At 62.5% G+C, this 13939-nt stretch carries 9 protein-coding genes, 2 pseudogenes and 1 riboswitch; of the genes and pseudogenes, 8 read left to right on the forward strand and 3 right to left on the reverse strand.

Going from position 1 to position 13939, the window contains the following annotated elements; genetic code table 11:
• The 5 genes and pseudogenes from JX325_RS06645 to JX325_RS06665 all read left to right on the forward strand — a co-directional run.
• A pseudogene (locus tag JX325_RS06645) lies at positions 1 to 1236 on the forward strand (ABC transporter substrate-binding protein); the annotation flags it as partial.
• Positions 1237 to 1386: 150 nt separating this feature from the next.
• Positions 1387 to 2280, forward strand: a complete 894-nt coding sequence (locus tag JX325_RS06650; RefSeq protein WP_204790379.1) for a carbohydrate ABC transporter permease — start codon at positions 1387 to 1389, stop codon at positions 2278 to 2280.
• A gap of 12 nt (positions 2281 to 2292) precedes the next feature.
• The gene (locus JX325_RS06655) at positions 2293 to 3219 is read left to right on the forward strand and encodes a carbohydrate ABC transporter permease (protein WP_204790373.1); all 927 of its coding nucleotides are present in this window, start codon (positions 2293 to 2295) and stop codon (positions 3217 to 3219) included.
• Positions 3220 to 3226: 7 nt separating this feature from the next.
• Positions 3227 to 3676 (forward strand): YhcH/YjgK/YiaL family protein, encoded by a 450-nt coding sequence (locus JX325_RS06660; protein WP_279380512.1) that lies wholly within the window; start codon positions 3227 to 3229, stop codon positions 3674 to 3676.
• A 10-nt stretch (positions 3677 to 3686) separates the two neighbouring features.
• Positions 3687 to 4595: a dihydrodipicolinate synthase family protein gene (locus JX325_RS06665; RefSeq protein ID WP_204790374.1), complete on the forward strand. Its 909-nt coding sequence runs from the start codon at positions 3687 to 3689 to the stop codon at positions 4593 to 4595.
• 115 nt (positions 4596 to 4710) lie between these two features.
• Here JX325_RS06665 and JX325_RS06670 read toward each other — a convergent pair whose 3' ends face one another.
• From JX325_RS06670 to JX325_RS06680, 3 genes and pseudogenes are all read right to left on the reverse strand, one after another.
• Positions 4711 to 6303 carry an alpha-galactosidase gene (locus tag JX325_RS06670; RefSeq protein WP_204790375.1) on the reverse strand — a complete coding sequence of 531 codons (1593 nt, stop codon included), beginning with the start codon at positions 6301 to 6303 and terminating at the stop codon, positions 4711 to 4713.
• A 438-nt stretch (positions 6304 to 6741) separates the two neighbouring features.
• Positions 6742 to 6930 (reverse strand): annotated as a pseudogene (locus JX325_RS18660) (hypothetical protein); the annotation flags it as partial.
• A 198-nt stretch (positions 6931 to 7128) separates the two neighbouring features.
• Positions 7129 to 7788 (reverse strand): energy-coupled thiamine transporter ThiT, encoded by a 660-nt coding sequence (locus JX325_RS06680; protein ID WP_204790376.1) that lies wholly within the window; start codon positions 7786 to 7788, stop codon positions 7129 to 7131.
• A 95-nt stretch (positions 7789 to 7883) separates the two neighbouring features.
• A riboswitch (TPP riboswitch) is annotated at positions 7884 to 7991 on the reverse strand.
• 685 nt (positions 7992 to 8676) lie between these two features.
• Here JX325_RS06680 and mnmA point away from each other — a divergent pair.
• Genes mnmA through JX325_RS06695 form a run of 3 tightly spaced genes read left to right on the forward strand, consistent with a single transcriptional unit; the run spans position 8677 to position 10841 of the window.
• The gene (gene mnmA / locus JX325_RS06685) at positions 8677 to 9765 is read left to right on the forward strand and encodes a tRNA 2-thiouridine(34) synthase MnmA (RefSeq protein WP_243413960.1); all 1089 of its coding nucleotides are present in this window, start codon (positions 8677 to 8679) and stop codon (positions 9763 to 9765) included.
• On the forward strand, positions 9755 to 10105 hold the full coding sequence (locus JX325_RS06690; protein WP_204790377.1) for a hypothetical protein: 351 nt from the start codon (positions 9755 to 9757) through the stop codon (positions 10103 to 10105). Before mnmA ends, JX325_RS06690 begins: the two co-directional genes overlap by 11 nt.
• A 4-nt stretch (positions 10106 to 10109) precedes the next feature.
• A complete protein-coding gene (locus JX325_RS06695) occupies positions 10110 to 10841 on the forward strand; it encodes a ThiF family adenylyltransferase (protein ID WP_204790378.1) in 732 nt (243 codons plus the stop codon).
• The last annotated feature ends 3098 nt before the right edge of the window (positions 10842 to 13939 follow it).

Here is a 13939-nt window from a genome sequence, read left to right on the forward strand (position 1 = left end):
CCCGAGACCCCTGAGGAGCCCGCCGCCGCCGGCGAAATTACCCTGTGGACCTACCCCATCGGCGACTGGGGCAAGGAAGACAAGGTCAAAGCCATCACCGACGCCTTCACGGCCGACACGGGCATCTCCGTGAAAGTGGAGTACTTAGCCTACGCCGACGGCGATGACAAGGTCAACTCCGCCATCACCGCGAAAAACGCCCCCGACCTGATCATGGAAGGCCCCGAGCGCCTGGTGACCAACTGGGGCGACAAGGGCNATCTGGTGGACCTNAGCNACATGTTCGNCGNCNCGGNCAAGNCCGAAATCAACGCGGCGGCCATGGCCGCCTGCACCCACCCCAACGGCTCCGTCTATGAGTATCCCCTGGTTGTCACGGCCCACTGCATGGCCATCAACCTGGACGCTTTCAAGGAAGCGGGCGCCGACCAGTTCCTGAACCTGGAAACCCACACCTGGACCACCAGCGATTTCATCAACGCCGTGGACGCCCTGTATGAGCACTTCCAGGCTCCCGTGGGCGCCGTGTNCTGCAAGGGCCAGGGCGGCGACCAGGGCACCCGCGCCCTCGTCAACAACCTCTACGGCGGCACCTTTGCCACNGCCACCCACGATCAGTACACCTGGAGCGACCCCGCCAACATCAAGGCGCTGGAGCAGCTCAGAAGCATGCCCGGCATCGCTTTCGACGCCTCTCTCGAGGGCGGCGACGAAATCAAGGTCTTCTATCAGGGCATTCTGAAGATGGCTTTCTGCTGGAACATTGCCCAGCAGCTCAACCCCAACCAGNCCGACANCGGCGCGGGCCTCACCGCCAACGGTGAAGAGATCGNCTTCANGGGCTTCCCCTCTCAGGGCGGTTCTCCCGCTGTCCAGGGNGNCATCTGGGGCTTCGGCATCTTCGACAACGGGGATGAAGCCCGAATCAACGACGCGAAAACCTTCATCAAGTGGATGTGCGACTCTGAGCACACCGTGGAAGCGGTAAAGACCGCCAACTACTTCGCCGCCCGTTCCGCCGCCGAGGGCACCGACCTCTCCGACATCTGGGCCGACAACGAGATCATGAACGAGTACCAGGTCCTCATGCCTTACCTGGGCGACTACTACCAGGTCACCAAGGGCTGGGCCGGCGCCCGAACCGAGTGGTGGACNATGCTCCAGNAGGTTGGCGNGGGAGCCACTATCGCCGAGGCTGTTTCCATCCNCGCCGAAAAAGCCAACTCAGCCGGCTAAGCNTTTCCATACACCGTCAAAGAGATAAGGGTTTTTGCGCCCCTCTCCCGCGAAGGGCGGGAGAGGGGCGCGTTCTACCTCAGGAGGCCCTGCCCTGTCGAATCCAGTCGTAAAGGAGTGTTGATCTTGGCAAGACAGTCCCATCCCACCATGAGCCGCGCGCTGCAGCGGCGGGAGAACATCTCCGGCTACCTCTTCCTGCTGCCCAGCCTGATTTTCTTCATCGGCTTCGTGGTCATCCCCATGATCATCTGCATCGTTACCAGCCTCACGGACGCCAACATGCATGACCAAGGCATGTTTGGAAACTTCATCGGCTTTTCCAACTTCACCAATCTGCTAAGCGACGAAACCTTCCTGGAGGCGCTGAAAAACACCTTCATCATCGTCATCGTCAGCGTCCCCACCGTGTGCGCATTCTCCCTGTGGGTGTCCTCCGTCATCTACAAGCTCAGCGGGCCCGTGCTCTCCGCCTTCCGCTGCATCTTCTNTCTCCCCGTGGTCACCGGCTCCGTGGCCGTCACCGTGGTGTGGAAGTGGATGTACGACAACTACACCGGCATTTTCAACCACGTCCTCAAGGGCGCGGGGCTCATCGACCAAAACATCAACTGGCTGGGCGACTCCAAGTACGCCCTCTGGTGCATCATTTTGATTCTGTTCACCACCTCCGTGGGCCAGCCCATCGTGCTGTACGTCTCCGCCCTGGGCAATGTGGACCAGACCCTCATTGAGGCCGCCGAGGTGGACGGGGCCAACGGCTTCNAGGTCTTCTGGAAGGTAAAGTGGGCCCAGATGATGCCCACCACCTTGTATATCCTGGTCATCACCACCATCAACTCCTTCCAGTGCTTCGCCCTCATCNAGCTGCTGACCAAGGGCGGCGCGGGAACCAACACGGTGATGTACCATATCTACTGGACCGCCTTCAAGCTGACGGAGCAGGCGGGCCACTTCGGCTACGCCAACGCCATGGGCGTGGTGCTGGCCATCTTCATCGGACTGCTGTCCGCCCTCCAGTTCAAGCNGGCGAAAGAAAAGTAAGGGGGTGCTGGTATGAAAATCGAAACTGGACAAGGCCGGGCGTATAAAATCGCCTCCATCATCATCCTGGTCATTCTGGCGTTCCTCTTCACCTTCCCGCTGTATTGGATCGTCACCGGCGCCTTCAAAAACGGCGCGGATATCAACGCCACCAAACCCATCTGGGTTCCCACCGAATGGGTCATGAACAACTTCGACAAGCTGATGAAGCAGCGCAGCGTCCCCCTGTGGGAGATCTACCTGCCCTTCGGCAGCTTCTTCAACGGCGGGAAAAAGGTGCTTCTCACCGCCGGGCCGGAGGCCCCCGCCGCCATCCGCTGGCTCATCAACGCGGTGCTCATGTGCGTGCTGGCCATGCTGATCACCTGCCTCACGGCGGCCATGGCGGGCTACGCCCTGGCGAAGAAGCGCTTCAACGGCCGGGCCATCCTGTTTTCTCTCATCGTCTGCGCCATGGCCCTGCCCAAGCAGGTCATCCTGATCCCTTTGCTGAAAGAGATGTCCGCCCTGCGCCTGTACGACAGCCTGTGGGCGGTGATCTTCCCCACCGTGGGCTGGCCTTTCGGCGTGTTCCTCATGAAGCAGTTCTCGGAGAGCATCCCCGGAGAGATTCTGGAGGCCGCCAGAATTGACGGCTCCAGCGAGTGGAATACCTTCTCCACGGTGGTCATGCCCATGATTAAGCCGGGCATCGGCGCCCTGGCCATTTTCACCTTCATCAACTGCTGGAACGACTACTTCATGCAGTTGGTCATGCTGGCCAGCGGCAGCAACTTCACCATCCCCCTGGGCATCGCCACCCTCCAGGCGGAGACCTCGGTGGACAACGGCCTGCTGATGGCCGGCGCCACCCTGGCGGCGGCTCCCATCATCATCGTCTTCCTGATTTTCCAGAAGTACTTCACCCAGGGCATCACCATGGGCGCGGTGAAAGGATAACGCGNTGATTTACGCCAAACACAAGGACGCCCCGGCCTACCGGGGCATCCACNCCAACCTGGACCTGGCGCTGGAGCATATCACGCCGGAGTTTTTGGCCTCCGTGGGTCCGGNGCGGGTGGANCTCAAGGGCGGCGTCNACGCCACCCGGTTCACCTATGAGACCGTGCCGGCGGAGGAGAGCTTCTTCGAGGCCCACAAAAAGTACCTGGACATCCACATCATGGCGGAGGGCTCCGAAAAGGTGGAAATCGCCCCGCCGGAGGCCCTGGCGGAATTCGACCGGATAGAGGCCAACGACTTCTACGCCTACCGGGGTGAGGGAGACTATAAGCTGATCCTCTCCCCCGGGGACTTCCTGGTGGTNTNCCCCGGCGNCGCNCACCGNNTCAAGATGCAGGTGGACGGGCCAAAGACCGTAAGCAAGGTGGTCTTCAAGGTGAAAATTTATGACTAGGAGTGACAACATGAAAGACCTTTCCAAATACCAGGGTATCTTCCCCGCCTTTTACGCCTGCTATGACCAGGACGGCAAGGTCAGCGCCCCGGCGGTCCGGGCCCTGGCGAAGTTCCTGCTGGACAAGGGAGTAAAGGGCCTGTATGTGGGCGGCTCCTCCGGCGAGTGCATCTACCAGAGCGTGGCCGAGCGGAAGGAGACCCTGGAAAACGTCATGGCGGAGGTGGGCGGCAAGCTGACCATCATCGCCCATGTGGCCTGCAACAACACCGCCGACAGCCGGGAGCTGGCAGCCCACGCCGAGAGCCTGGGCGTGGACGCCGTGGCCTCCATTCCCCCTATCTACTTCCACCTGCCCCCCAAGGGCATCGCCAAGTACTGGAACGACATCTCCGACGCGGCCCCCAACACGGATTTTATCATCTACAACATTCCCCAGCTGGCGGGCGTGGCGCTGTCGGTGCCCCTGCTTCAGGAGATGCTGAAAAATCCCCGGGTCGTCGGGGTGAAAAACTCCTCCATGCCTGTCCAGGACATCCAGATGTGGCACGACGAGGGGGCCCTGGTCTTCAACGGCCCGGACGAGCAGCTTCTCAGCGGCCTGGCCGCCGGAGCCGCCGGAGGCATCGGCGGGACCTACGCCGCCATGCCGGAGCTGTACCTGGAGATCTTCCGCTGCTTTAAGGCCGGGGAGATGGAAAAGGGCCGGGAGGCCCAGAACGAGTGCTGCCGCATCATCTACAAGATGTGCTCCACCCAGGGCAACATGTACGCCGTCATCAAGGAGATCCTCCGCCTTCAGGGCGGGCCGGATATCGGCGGCGTCCGGGCGCCTCTGCTGGCGCTGGAGCCCGGCGATCAGGCCATCATTGTTCAGGCCCACGAGATGATCCAGGCCGCTATCGCGAAATACTGCTAAGCGAAACCCCCCGCTTTTCCTTCTAAAGCTGTTGTCAAGGGGAAATGTGAGATTTACCACTAAATTACAGAAGCCCAGATACTCCTGCCATGCTGCCGGAGTACCNGGGCTTGTTTTATGACATAGTCTCTGCTTGCAGTNCGATTTTTATAGCCGGAAAGTCCCCCTGCGGAAATCGGACGGCAAGTCCGGCGTAACGCAGCTCTTCCCCGCTGAACCGGCGGCCTGTATTCCGCTCCACATAGAGCTTCTTCTGATCCAGGTATGGGATTTTCAGAACCGCGGACAGACTGGAAACGTCATACGATGCGGCAAAGGCGTAAAGGATAGCTTTTTCCCGTTTCCGGTCCACCAGCATCCAGGCACAGAGATTCCCGTCAAAGGGCGAACGAAGCCGGTAAAACGCGCCGCCCAAAATCAGGTCCCGCTCCTCTTTATACAGCGCCAGATGCTCCCGGACTNGCTCCCGCTCTTCTTGGGACAAGTCGAGAATATTCAGCTCATAGCCCATATTGGCCGAGGATGCCAGCGTGGCTCGGGTCTCAAAGGGTATCATCCTTCCGGTTTGATGGTTGGGAACGGCGGACACATGGGCGGCAATGGCGGAAGGCGGGAAAAGATACGACGCGCCGTATTGGATAGACTGCCGGTCCAGGGCGTCGGTGTTGTCGCTGCACCAGGTCTGAGGCATATAGAAGCTCATGCCGGGATCAAACCGTCCGCCGCCGCTGGAACAGTTTTCAAAGAGGATCTCCGGGAAGCGGGCTGTCAGCTCATGCAGGATACGATAGAGTCCCAGCATATANCGGTGGAAGAACTCCCCCGNCCNGTCCGNCGGNAGNGAGGCGGAACCGGGGTCTGTCATATGGCGGTTCATGTCCCACTTCACATAGGACACCGGATAAGTTCGAAGAAATCCGCTCAGCGTATCCAGCACATAGTCCTGCACCTCCCGGCGGGTCAAATCCAGGACCAGCTGGTTTCGCCCCAGCAAAGGCGCATCGTCAGGGAACCGGGCCGCCCAATCGGGGTGTGCCCGCATCAGATCGCTGTCCGGGGAGAGCATTTCCGGCTCNAACCAGATACCCAGTTGGATGCCGTTCTCCCGGGCGCAGTCCAGCAGGGGCGTCAGGCCATTTGGAAACTTCTCCCGGTTTACCGTCCAGTCCCCCAGAGAGCTCTTGCTGTTGTTCCGGTGACCAAACCAGCCGTCGTCCAGCACCACCAGCTCAAAGCCCAGCGCCGCCGCCTCCCTAATCACAGGAAGCAGCTTTTCCTCTGAAACGTCAAAATAGCACATTTCCCNGCTGTTCAGCAGAATGGGCCGGGTCCGCCCTGCCCACTGCCGGGGGAACAGCCGCTCTGTGTACAGCTGGTGGAACACCTGGGACATTCCATTAAAGCCNTGGCCGCTGTAGACCAGCACCGCCTCCGGTGTCTGGAAGCGTTCGCCCGGTTCCAGCTTCCAGGAAAAGCCCTCCGGGTGAATGCCGGTTGTGAGCCGCAGATGATCGTACTGGTCCCGCTCCACCCGAACGCAGTGATTGCCGCTATAAATCAGTTGGAGGGCCCGGACCTCGCCGCTGTGCTCCGCGGCCTCCGGCGCGCAGAGGGCGGCGAAGGGCGGATACTGCGGGCCGCCCAGCATCCCGATGTGGTCGTAGTGCTGGTGACGAACTCTGACGACTACGAGAATCTGACCATCCATCCCGGCGAATGCAAGGCTTTGGATAAGGTAATTGAAGTCAAATAATTGCCGGACATCCCCGCGTCTCTCCTGGCGCGGGGATGTCTTGTAAATGATCGGGAGGGACCGATGAACGTATTACGAAAAGATCTGCAGAGAATGGCCGCCGCTGCTGAAGCGGCTTTCCGCCCCACGGACCCCTGGGGGCCAAAAATTCANCTGGCCCCGCCGGTGGGCTGGCTGAACGATCCCAACGGCCTGTACCTGTACTATACGGGGAATGTCAAGCATGGTGGAGATTTCGATTATATTTGCATCGGTCGGGAGAGCAAGTATGGCCTTTTGATTCACAATGGAATTGCTGTCCCCAATTTGCTCATCGTCACGGCAGTCAGCAACCTTTGTCACGGCCCCGCACCGAATTAAATGCAGAATTTTGTCGTTCATGGTTTCCTGGGCGGTATCGCTGAGATGGACGCGCACCTTGTAGGTGGTGGACCCGATACGCCGGTAAATGGTGGCGGTGTTCGCCTCTGCTGGTTGAATTGTAGCTATATTTGCCTTCCTTTCTTGCGGTAGGCCGCAACCCGCGTAGTACGATGGTGGTGGATGCTCCAGGCAGACAGAAAGCCAGCCCCCCGGCTGCATAATGTCGTTTGCAGTCGAAAGCTGGCTTGAGTGCCTATGTACTTTTGTCGTGAAAGCCGCTATGTTGTATTAGGCGAAATCTCACATTCACCCTTTACAACATACATCTTTTGGAAAAGCGGGGGGTTCGTTTGTGCTGAGGACGGTCCGCAGGCTTCCTTGGGCCGTGTTCTGCCTGGAACAAGAGGGCGCGCGCCCTTACAGCGCGGCCTTGCGCACCCGCTCCAAGGCTTGCTCCACCGCCGGAATCTTGATGACAAGGACGGTGACGGCCGCCTCCGCCAGTAAATAGCTGTAGTTGTAAATGATGGGGTAAAGGTTCCGCAGGGCCAGGGGGAAGTTTTCCGGCATGTAGTCCATCCAGTAGAGGTAGCCCCCGATGGAGTGGAACACCCCCCGGGCCAGCACCGCCGCGATGTAGCCGGTGAGGAGGCTGTTCTTCTTCCCCCGGAAGAGCCCCGCCAGCCCCAGGGCGGCGAAGGCCAGCACATAGTCGCAGCAGACCTGGAACAGCGTCAGGAAATAGGGCTCCNGCAAANATTGCAGAATGCCGTAGGNAAAGCCCACCAGCATGCCGGTCTTGACACCGTACCAGTTGGCCACCAGCACGATGAAAAGCATGCTCAGCAATGTGACGGACCCGCCGTAGGGCAGCTTGAAGACCCGGATGAAGCTGGTTACATAGGCCAGGGCCACGGCCATGGCGCAGTAAGCCAGCTGCTTGGCGGCAAAGCCCTTTTTCCCGCCCCGGTCCGCCAGGGCCAGGCCTGCCAGGATGCTCAGCACCANCAGCGCGGCGCTCAGCGCGTAGCCCGCGGTGGTGAGGCCTCCCTCACCGTTGACAAACAGGTTCAGCATGAGATGATGTTCNTCCTTGTTCCGACCGCGAAACTGACGGCAATCCAAAACAGCCCTCCCGAAACGGGGAGGGCTGTTCCTCATGCGGAAAAAAGCATGTCGGTTCATGACGGCTCCCTACGTTGGCATTACCCAAATCAGGTTGTGGGTCGAAGCGTTCGCTTCCTCTCAGCCCGCTTCCGCGAGCTCCCCAGTTCACGATCTTATGTAGTTTGTAACAAGATTATAGCACGGCCCGCGGCCCGGCGCAAGCCTTTTTTGCATGGCCCGGCCTCCCCCGCGCCGCGATTACCTCTCGTATTATCGCAGGAAATCCTGCGTTTCGCCTTTGAGCAATTTGTCGGTTTTTGACACGCCGCCAGGAAATATGTCACAATCCGGCGCATGAACGCCCTTCGCTCCGCCGGTATTTTTACAGCTTTCTTCCCTTTCCGCGCGTTTTTCCGCCGCTTCCCGAAAAAGCCGCCCCAGTCTCTTGTAATTTACATAAAATTTTTCATAAAAGGCTTCTACAAAAAGTTATTCACACTTTCCACAGAGTTTTCCACAGGGCTGTTTCCCAAAGTTTTCAGGTTTCTCCGGTTGTCTTTCGGGCTGGAAAAAATTTACATACACACTCCCGCCATCCGCCTTTTGGTAGTTTAGTTTACATAAAACATAAATTTGCAAAAATTTCTCCACCACTTTTGAAAACTCGCTCTGGACATCCGGATTTTTTGTTGAAAAAGGGGAAGCTTCCACGGAAAAAAACCAGGGCGTGAAAGCAATCATGCAAGACGTGCGGATAAATCCGCCCAGCGGGAATGATATATTGCGTGACAAAACGGCGGAACCGTACTATAATAAGAGCCGCAAAACGCAAAAAGGCCCTGAGCCGGGAGGTAAACAATGGAAGAACACAACAATCTGAGCGTGCTGATCGCCATGAGCGGCGGCGTAGACAGCTCGGCGGCGGCCTATCTCATGCAGGCGGGGGGCTTCCGCTGCCAGGGGGCCACCATGCGCCTGCTGGAATCGGACGACGGCCGGAACGCCNCCGACGNGGAGTCCGTCTGCCGGCGGCTGGGCATTCCCTTCATGACGCTGGACATGGCCCGGGAATTCCGGGAAGACGTTATTGAAAAATTTGTCCGGGTCTATCGGGCCGGGGGCACCCCGAATCCCTGCGTGGACTGCAACCGGCGCATGAAATTCTCCCGGCTGATGGAGGCGGCGGACGGCGCGGGACTTCATTACGTGGCCACCGGGCACTATGCCCGAGTGGGCCGGGACGCCGGGACGGGCCGCCAGCTTTTGAAAAAAGCGCTGGACGCCGGGAAGGACCAGAGCTATTTCCTCTACACCCTCACCCAAAGCCAGCTGTCCAGAGTCCAATTTCCCTTGGGCGGCATGGAAAAGCGGCAGGTCCGGGAACTGGCGGAGCGCCTGGGCTTTGTCAACGCCCGGCGGCGGGACAGCCAGGACATCTGCTTCATCCCCGGAGGGGACTACGGCGCGTTCATTGAATCCTGGACCGGAGAGGCGTTTCCCGCCGGGGACTTTCTGGACCGGGAGGGCCGGGCCGTGGGGCGGCACCGGGGAGCGATCCGCTACACCCTGGGCCAGCGGAAGGGGCTGGGCCTTTCTATGGGCGAGCCCGTCTATGTCTGCGGAAAGGACATGTCCGCCAACACCGTCACCGTAGGGCCGGAAAGCGCCCTCTTCGTCCGGGAGATCCTGGTGGAGGATCTGAACTGGATTGCCATAGAGGGTTTGGATTCTCCCCTGCGCGTGGGAGCCAAAACCCGCTCCCGCCAAGCGGAACAGGCGGCGGAAATTTTCCCGGAGTCCGGAGGGCGGGTCCGCGTCGTGTTTGACCGGCCCCAAAGAGCGGTAACGCCAGGCCAGGCGGCGGTATTTTACAGCGGGGACGCCGTTGTGGGCGGCGGAACCATTGTGGAAGCCGGAACGGAAAAGGAGAACGGTCATGAGCTGTGAAAACTGCGGAAGCTGCCGGGGAGGCTGCGGCCTGCTGCTGACGGAGGCGGAGCTGGCGCTGCTGCGGCGCTTGGGGGAAACGCCCTTCCTCCCCATCGCGGCGGCCTTCGACAGGAAGACGCCGGTGTACCTGGAAGACCCGGAACGCCCCCGGGAGCAGTCCGCCGCCGCCATCCAGGGCCTGGCGGCAAAGGGGCTGCTCTGCCTGGACTACGACATCCCCCTGAAAAACTTCGACTACGCCGCCTATCGGGACTATCCCCTTCACGGCAGCATCGCCCTGACCGGGCGGGGCCAGGAGATCCTGGAGCAGATTGAGATTCAAGGAATCGAGGAGTGACGCCATGCTGGACCAGTTTTCAAGGACAGAGCTGCTGCTGGGCCGGGAGGGCGTGGAGCGCCTGGCCCGGGCACATGTGGCGGTGTTCGGCCTGGGAGGCGTGGGGGGCTACGCCGCGGAGGCCTTGGTCCGCAGCGGCGTGGGAGCCCTGGACCTAATCGACAGCGACCGGGTGAGCCTGACAAACCTGAACCGCCAGATTCTGGCCACCCACCGGACCCTGGGCCAATACAAAGCCGACGCCGCCAGGGACCGGGCGCTGGAGATCAACCCGGAGGCCAGGGTAACTGCCCGCAGGGTCTTCTATGGCCCCGACACCGCCGGAGACTTCGATTTTTCCCAATATGACTACGTGATCGACGCCATCGATACCGTCACCGGCAAGCTGGCTCTGATTCAACAGGCCCTGGCGGCCGGAACGCCCATCATCAGCTGCATGGGGGCCGGGAACAAGCTGGATCCCACCGCCTTCCGGGTGGCGGACATTTACGAGACCTCCGTCTGCCCCCTGGCCCGGGTGATGCGGAAGGAGCTGAAGCGCCGGGGCGTCCGGCGCTTGAAGGTGGTCTACTCCCAGGAGCCCCCCCGGAACCCGGAGGGGGCGCTCTACCAGGAATCCCTGGAGGGAGAAATCCGGCGGCAGCTGCCGGGGAGCGCGGCCTTCGTTCCCGCGGCGGCGGGACTGATCCTGGCGGGAGAGGCCGTCAAGGACCTGGCCCTGGGGCAAAAGCGATAACCACACCGGGAGGGGAAAGCGCGGGGCGCTTTCCCCTTTTTTGCCCGGCGAGAGACGTTCTTATCTTTCCCGTCCGCGTGCCGATATTGTATATATAGGAATCCACGCTGGAAACGGATTCAAGAAAGGAGGCGTCTGCATGGGCGAGCTGACCATCCGCAGAGAGCGCGGTGTGTCCGGGCCCCGGTATCAGGCGGCGGAGAAAACGGAGAGGACAGCCGCCGCCGGGCAAAGCCGCCCGCCGGCCNAAACGCCGGGGGCCACCGTCTCGGAGACTCTCCAAGCCCTCATGAGCAAGATCGGCCAGGCGGAAAACCACACCCGGGAGAGCCACCGGACGCTCCAGGTGGGGGAAGCCGTGCTGGCGGAGGTCCAGGACGCCCTGGACCGCATAGCCGGACTGGCTGAAAAAGCCGCCGGAGGAGGCGGCGCGGACCGGGCCGCCCTGCAAGCGGAGCTGGCCCGTCTGGCGGAGGAAATCGACCGCATGACCGGCGGAGCCTTCGCCGGGGATGTGCGGCTGTTTTTGGAGGGGGACGAGGAGATTGAAGACGGGGTGGAGCCCCCGCCGGACGCCGCTCTGGAGGACGAAAACCCGGATCGGGTCCAGACGTTTCCCAACTGGCTGCTGCGGGGAATCGCTCAAAGCGGCCTGTCCCCGGAGCGGCTGCTGGATATGCTGGGGCTGGACAAGACCGCCGGAATCTCCGACATCCTGGCGGCCATCTCCGGGAAATCCCTGGACAGCAACGCCGCCGCGGGGTATCTTGCCGCGCTGTACCTGGGCAGCGTCATCGCCGGGGGCTCCGCCTCCAAGGCTGTCGATTTGAAGGAGGCCCTGGAGGGTCTGCGGCAGCTTCTGGAAAAGGTGTCCCAGGGCTATTCGCCGGACGAAGCGGTCGACCTTCTGACAAACGGCATGTTCTCCAGCTTCGCGGACTTGGAGGCTCAATTCACCGNCGGCGCCGCCCCGGGGATGGAGGATTTCCTGACGGGAATGCTGCTGTACGGCGGGGACGCCGCCGCTTTCCTGGAAAGCACTTCCATGCTGACCCTCCTGGCGGGGCTGGAAGGGATGAACCTGGAGCTGATGATGGGCCTGCTGGCGGCGGTCCAGGCCTCCGGCGCCGGACCGGAGGCCGCTCTGGAAAACGCCGCCGGAGAAGCGCGGGGCCAGGCGGCCCCGGCGGACGGAACCCCGCTTCAAACCGCCGTCATGGACCTGGGGGATATGAAGGCGGCGGGCCGGGACCTCTCCGGCCTGTCCGTTGACGCCTCCACCGGGGAAGCGGCGGTCGGCGGAACGGCGGACATAACCCTTCAAACCACCGGACCGGAAGGGCGGCCCCTCCTGCTCGCCGGGTCCGGGACGGTAACGCTGCGGGAGGGCCGCGTCCCTATGCTGACCGCGGCCTCCGCCGCTGTCCAACTGTCCGTCCCGGGAAAGGCCGAGCTGGATGAGGTCTTGCTGCGCCCCGGCGCGTCCCTGACCCTGGGCGGCGGCGGAACCGTGCGGATCGGCGTCCTCCGGGGGGAGGAAAGCAGCCTCCTGCGCCTGACGGGCGGCGCAGTCCTCCTCGCGGAGACGGACGGCAAAGCTTTCGGAACCCTGCCCGTCCCCGTGGTCGTCGACGGGCCCGTGTTCCTGGCGGCGCAGGCAGCCCGTGTGAGCGACGGAAACGGAAAGCCCCTGACCCCCTTCGACATCGTCTGGCGGACGCTGCTGCCGGGCTGGAGCGCCATAACCACCCTGGCGGTGGACGGCCGTCACGGACGGGCCATGCTTTTAAGCGGTGAGCCCGCCCGGCTGTGGCTGCAAAAGGGGGACCAGGGTTCCCCGGCGGTTCACACCGTGGTCCTCCGGGGGAAGGACGAGGCCGAGCGGCTTAAAACCCGCTACGCCTACCTGCGCTGGAACGAGGGCGCGGGCGCTTTTGAGGAAACCGCCCTATACCCGAACCCCTTCACCGTCACCGGCGGGGAGCCGGGAAAGGACTGGATTTACGAGGAGGAGACGCACACGCTCCGCATTTTGACCAACCGGGTTTCCTCCGTCTCCGGCGGCATGGGAACCGACGCCAACCAGGAGCCCTTCAGCGGGCGGCTGGTTCTGGCGGACGGCATCGGGAAGCTGGAGCTGACCCTGGGGGGCGTGGTCTGCCGGGTATCCGAGGGCGGAGCCTTCGACCTGGGCCGGGAAAACGACGTGACGCTGTTCCTGCAAAGCGGCACGGACAACCGCTTTGAAAGCGGCGCGGGCCGGGCGGGCATCTCCCTGGGAGACGGCACTTCCCTGCTGGTGGACTGCCCCGAGGCCCGGGACAACAGCCGCAACCCCGCCGGAACCCTGACCGCTTCCGGCGGTCCGGGGGGCGCGGGCATCGGACGGGACAGCGGCGGAGGCCGAACCCAATCCGGCCGTATTCGAATCCGCGGCGGCGCGGTCACCGCCACGGGCGCCGGAGGCGGCGCGGGCATCGGCGCCGGGAAACGGGGCTCCATAGGACCCGTGGACATCCTGGGCGGCGTCGTTTCCGCCACCGGGGAATCCGGCGGCGGGGCCGGCATCGGCGGAGCCCTGGGGGCGGCGGCGGGCGACATCACCATCCGGGGCGGCAGCGTCGCCGCCCTGGCCCTGGGACACGCCGCCGCCATCGGCGCGGGGGCACAGGGGCCCTGCGGAGACATCCTCATCACCGGCTCGGCCCGGATTCAAAAGGCCCTGGGCGGCGATCCGGGGGCGGACATCGGGGCCTGCCTCTTCGGCGGCTGCGGAAAGGTCCAAATCACCGGCGGAGCGGATATCGGCAGGGCCCGGCTCTGGACGCGCTCCGGCGTTCCCCTCCAGATGGGGGCGGAAACCGTGACCCTGCCCCAGTTTCGGCTGTCCTCCCGGACCCTGGGCCTGGATCGGCTCAGCGTGGCCACCAAGGAGGCCGCCAAGGCCGCGCAAGCCATTGTCGAGCGGGACCGGCGCTGGGTGGCCCAGATTCAAAACGCCTACAACGTGCTCTACCACCGGCTGGAGCGCAGCTGGAACGGCCTGCTGGGGGTTCAGCAGTACCTCAGCGGCGGGGGCCCGGTGCGGGACGCCGGGG

This window comes from Oscillibacter sp. CU971, assembly GCF_905219725.1.
Lineage (GTDB): Bacteria > Bacillota > Clostridia > Oscillospirales > Oscillospiraceae > Oscillibacter.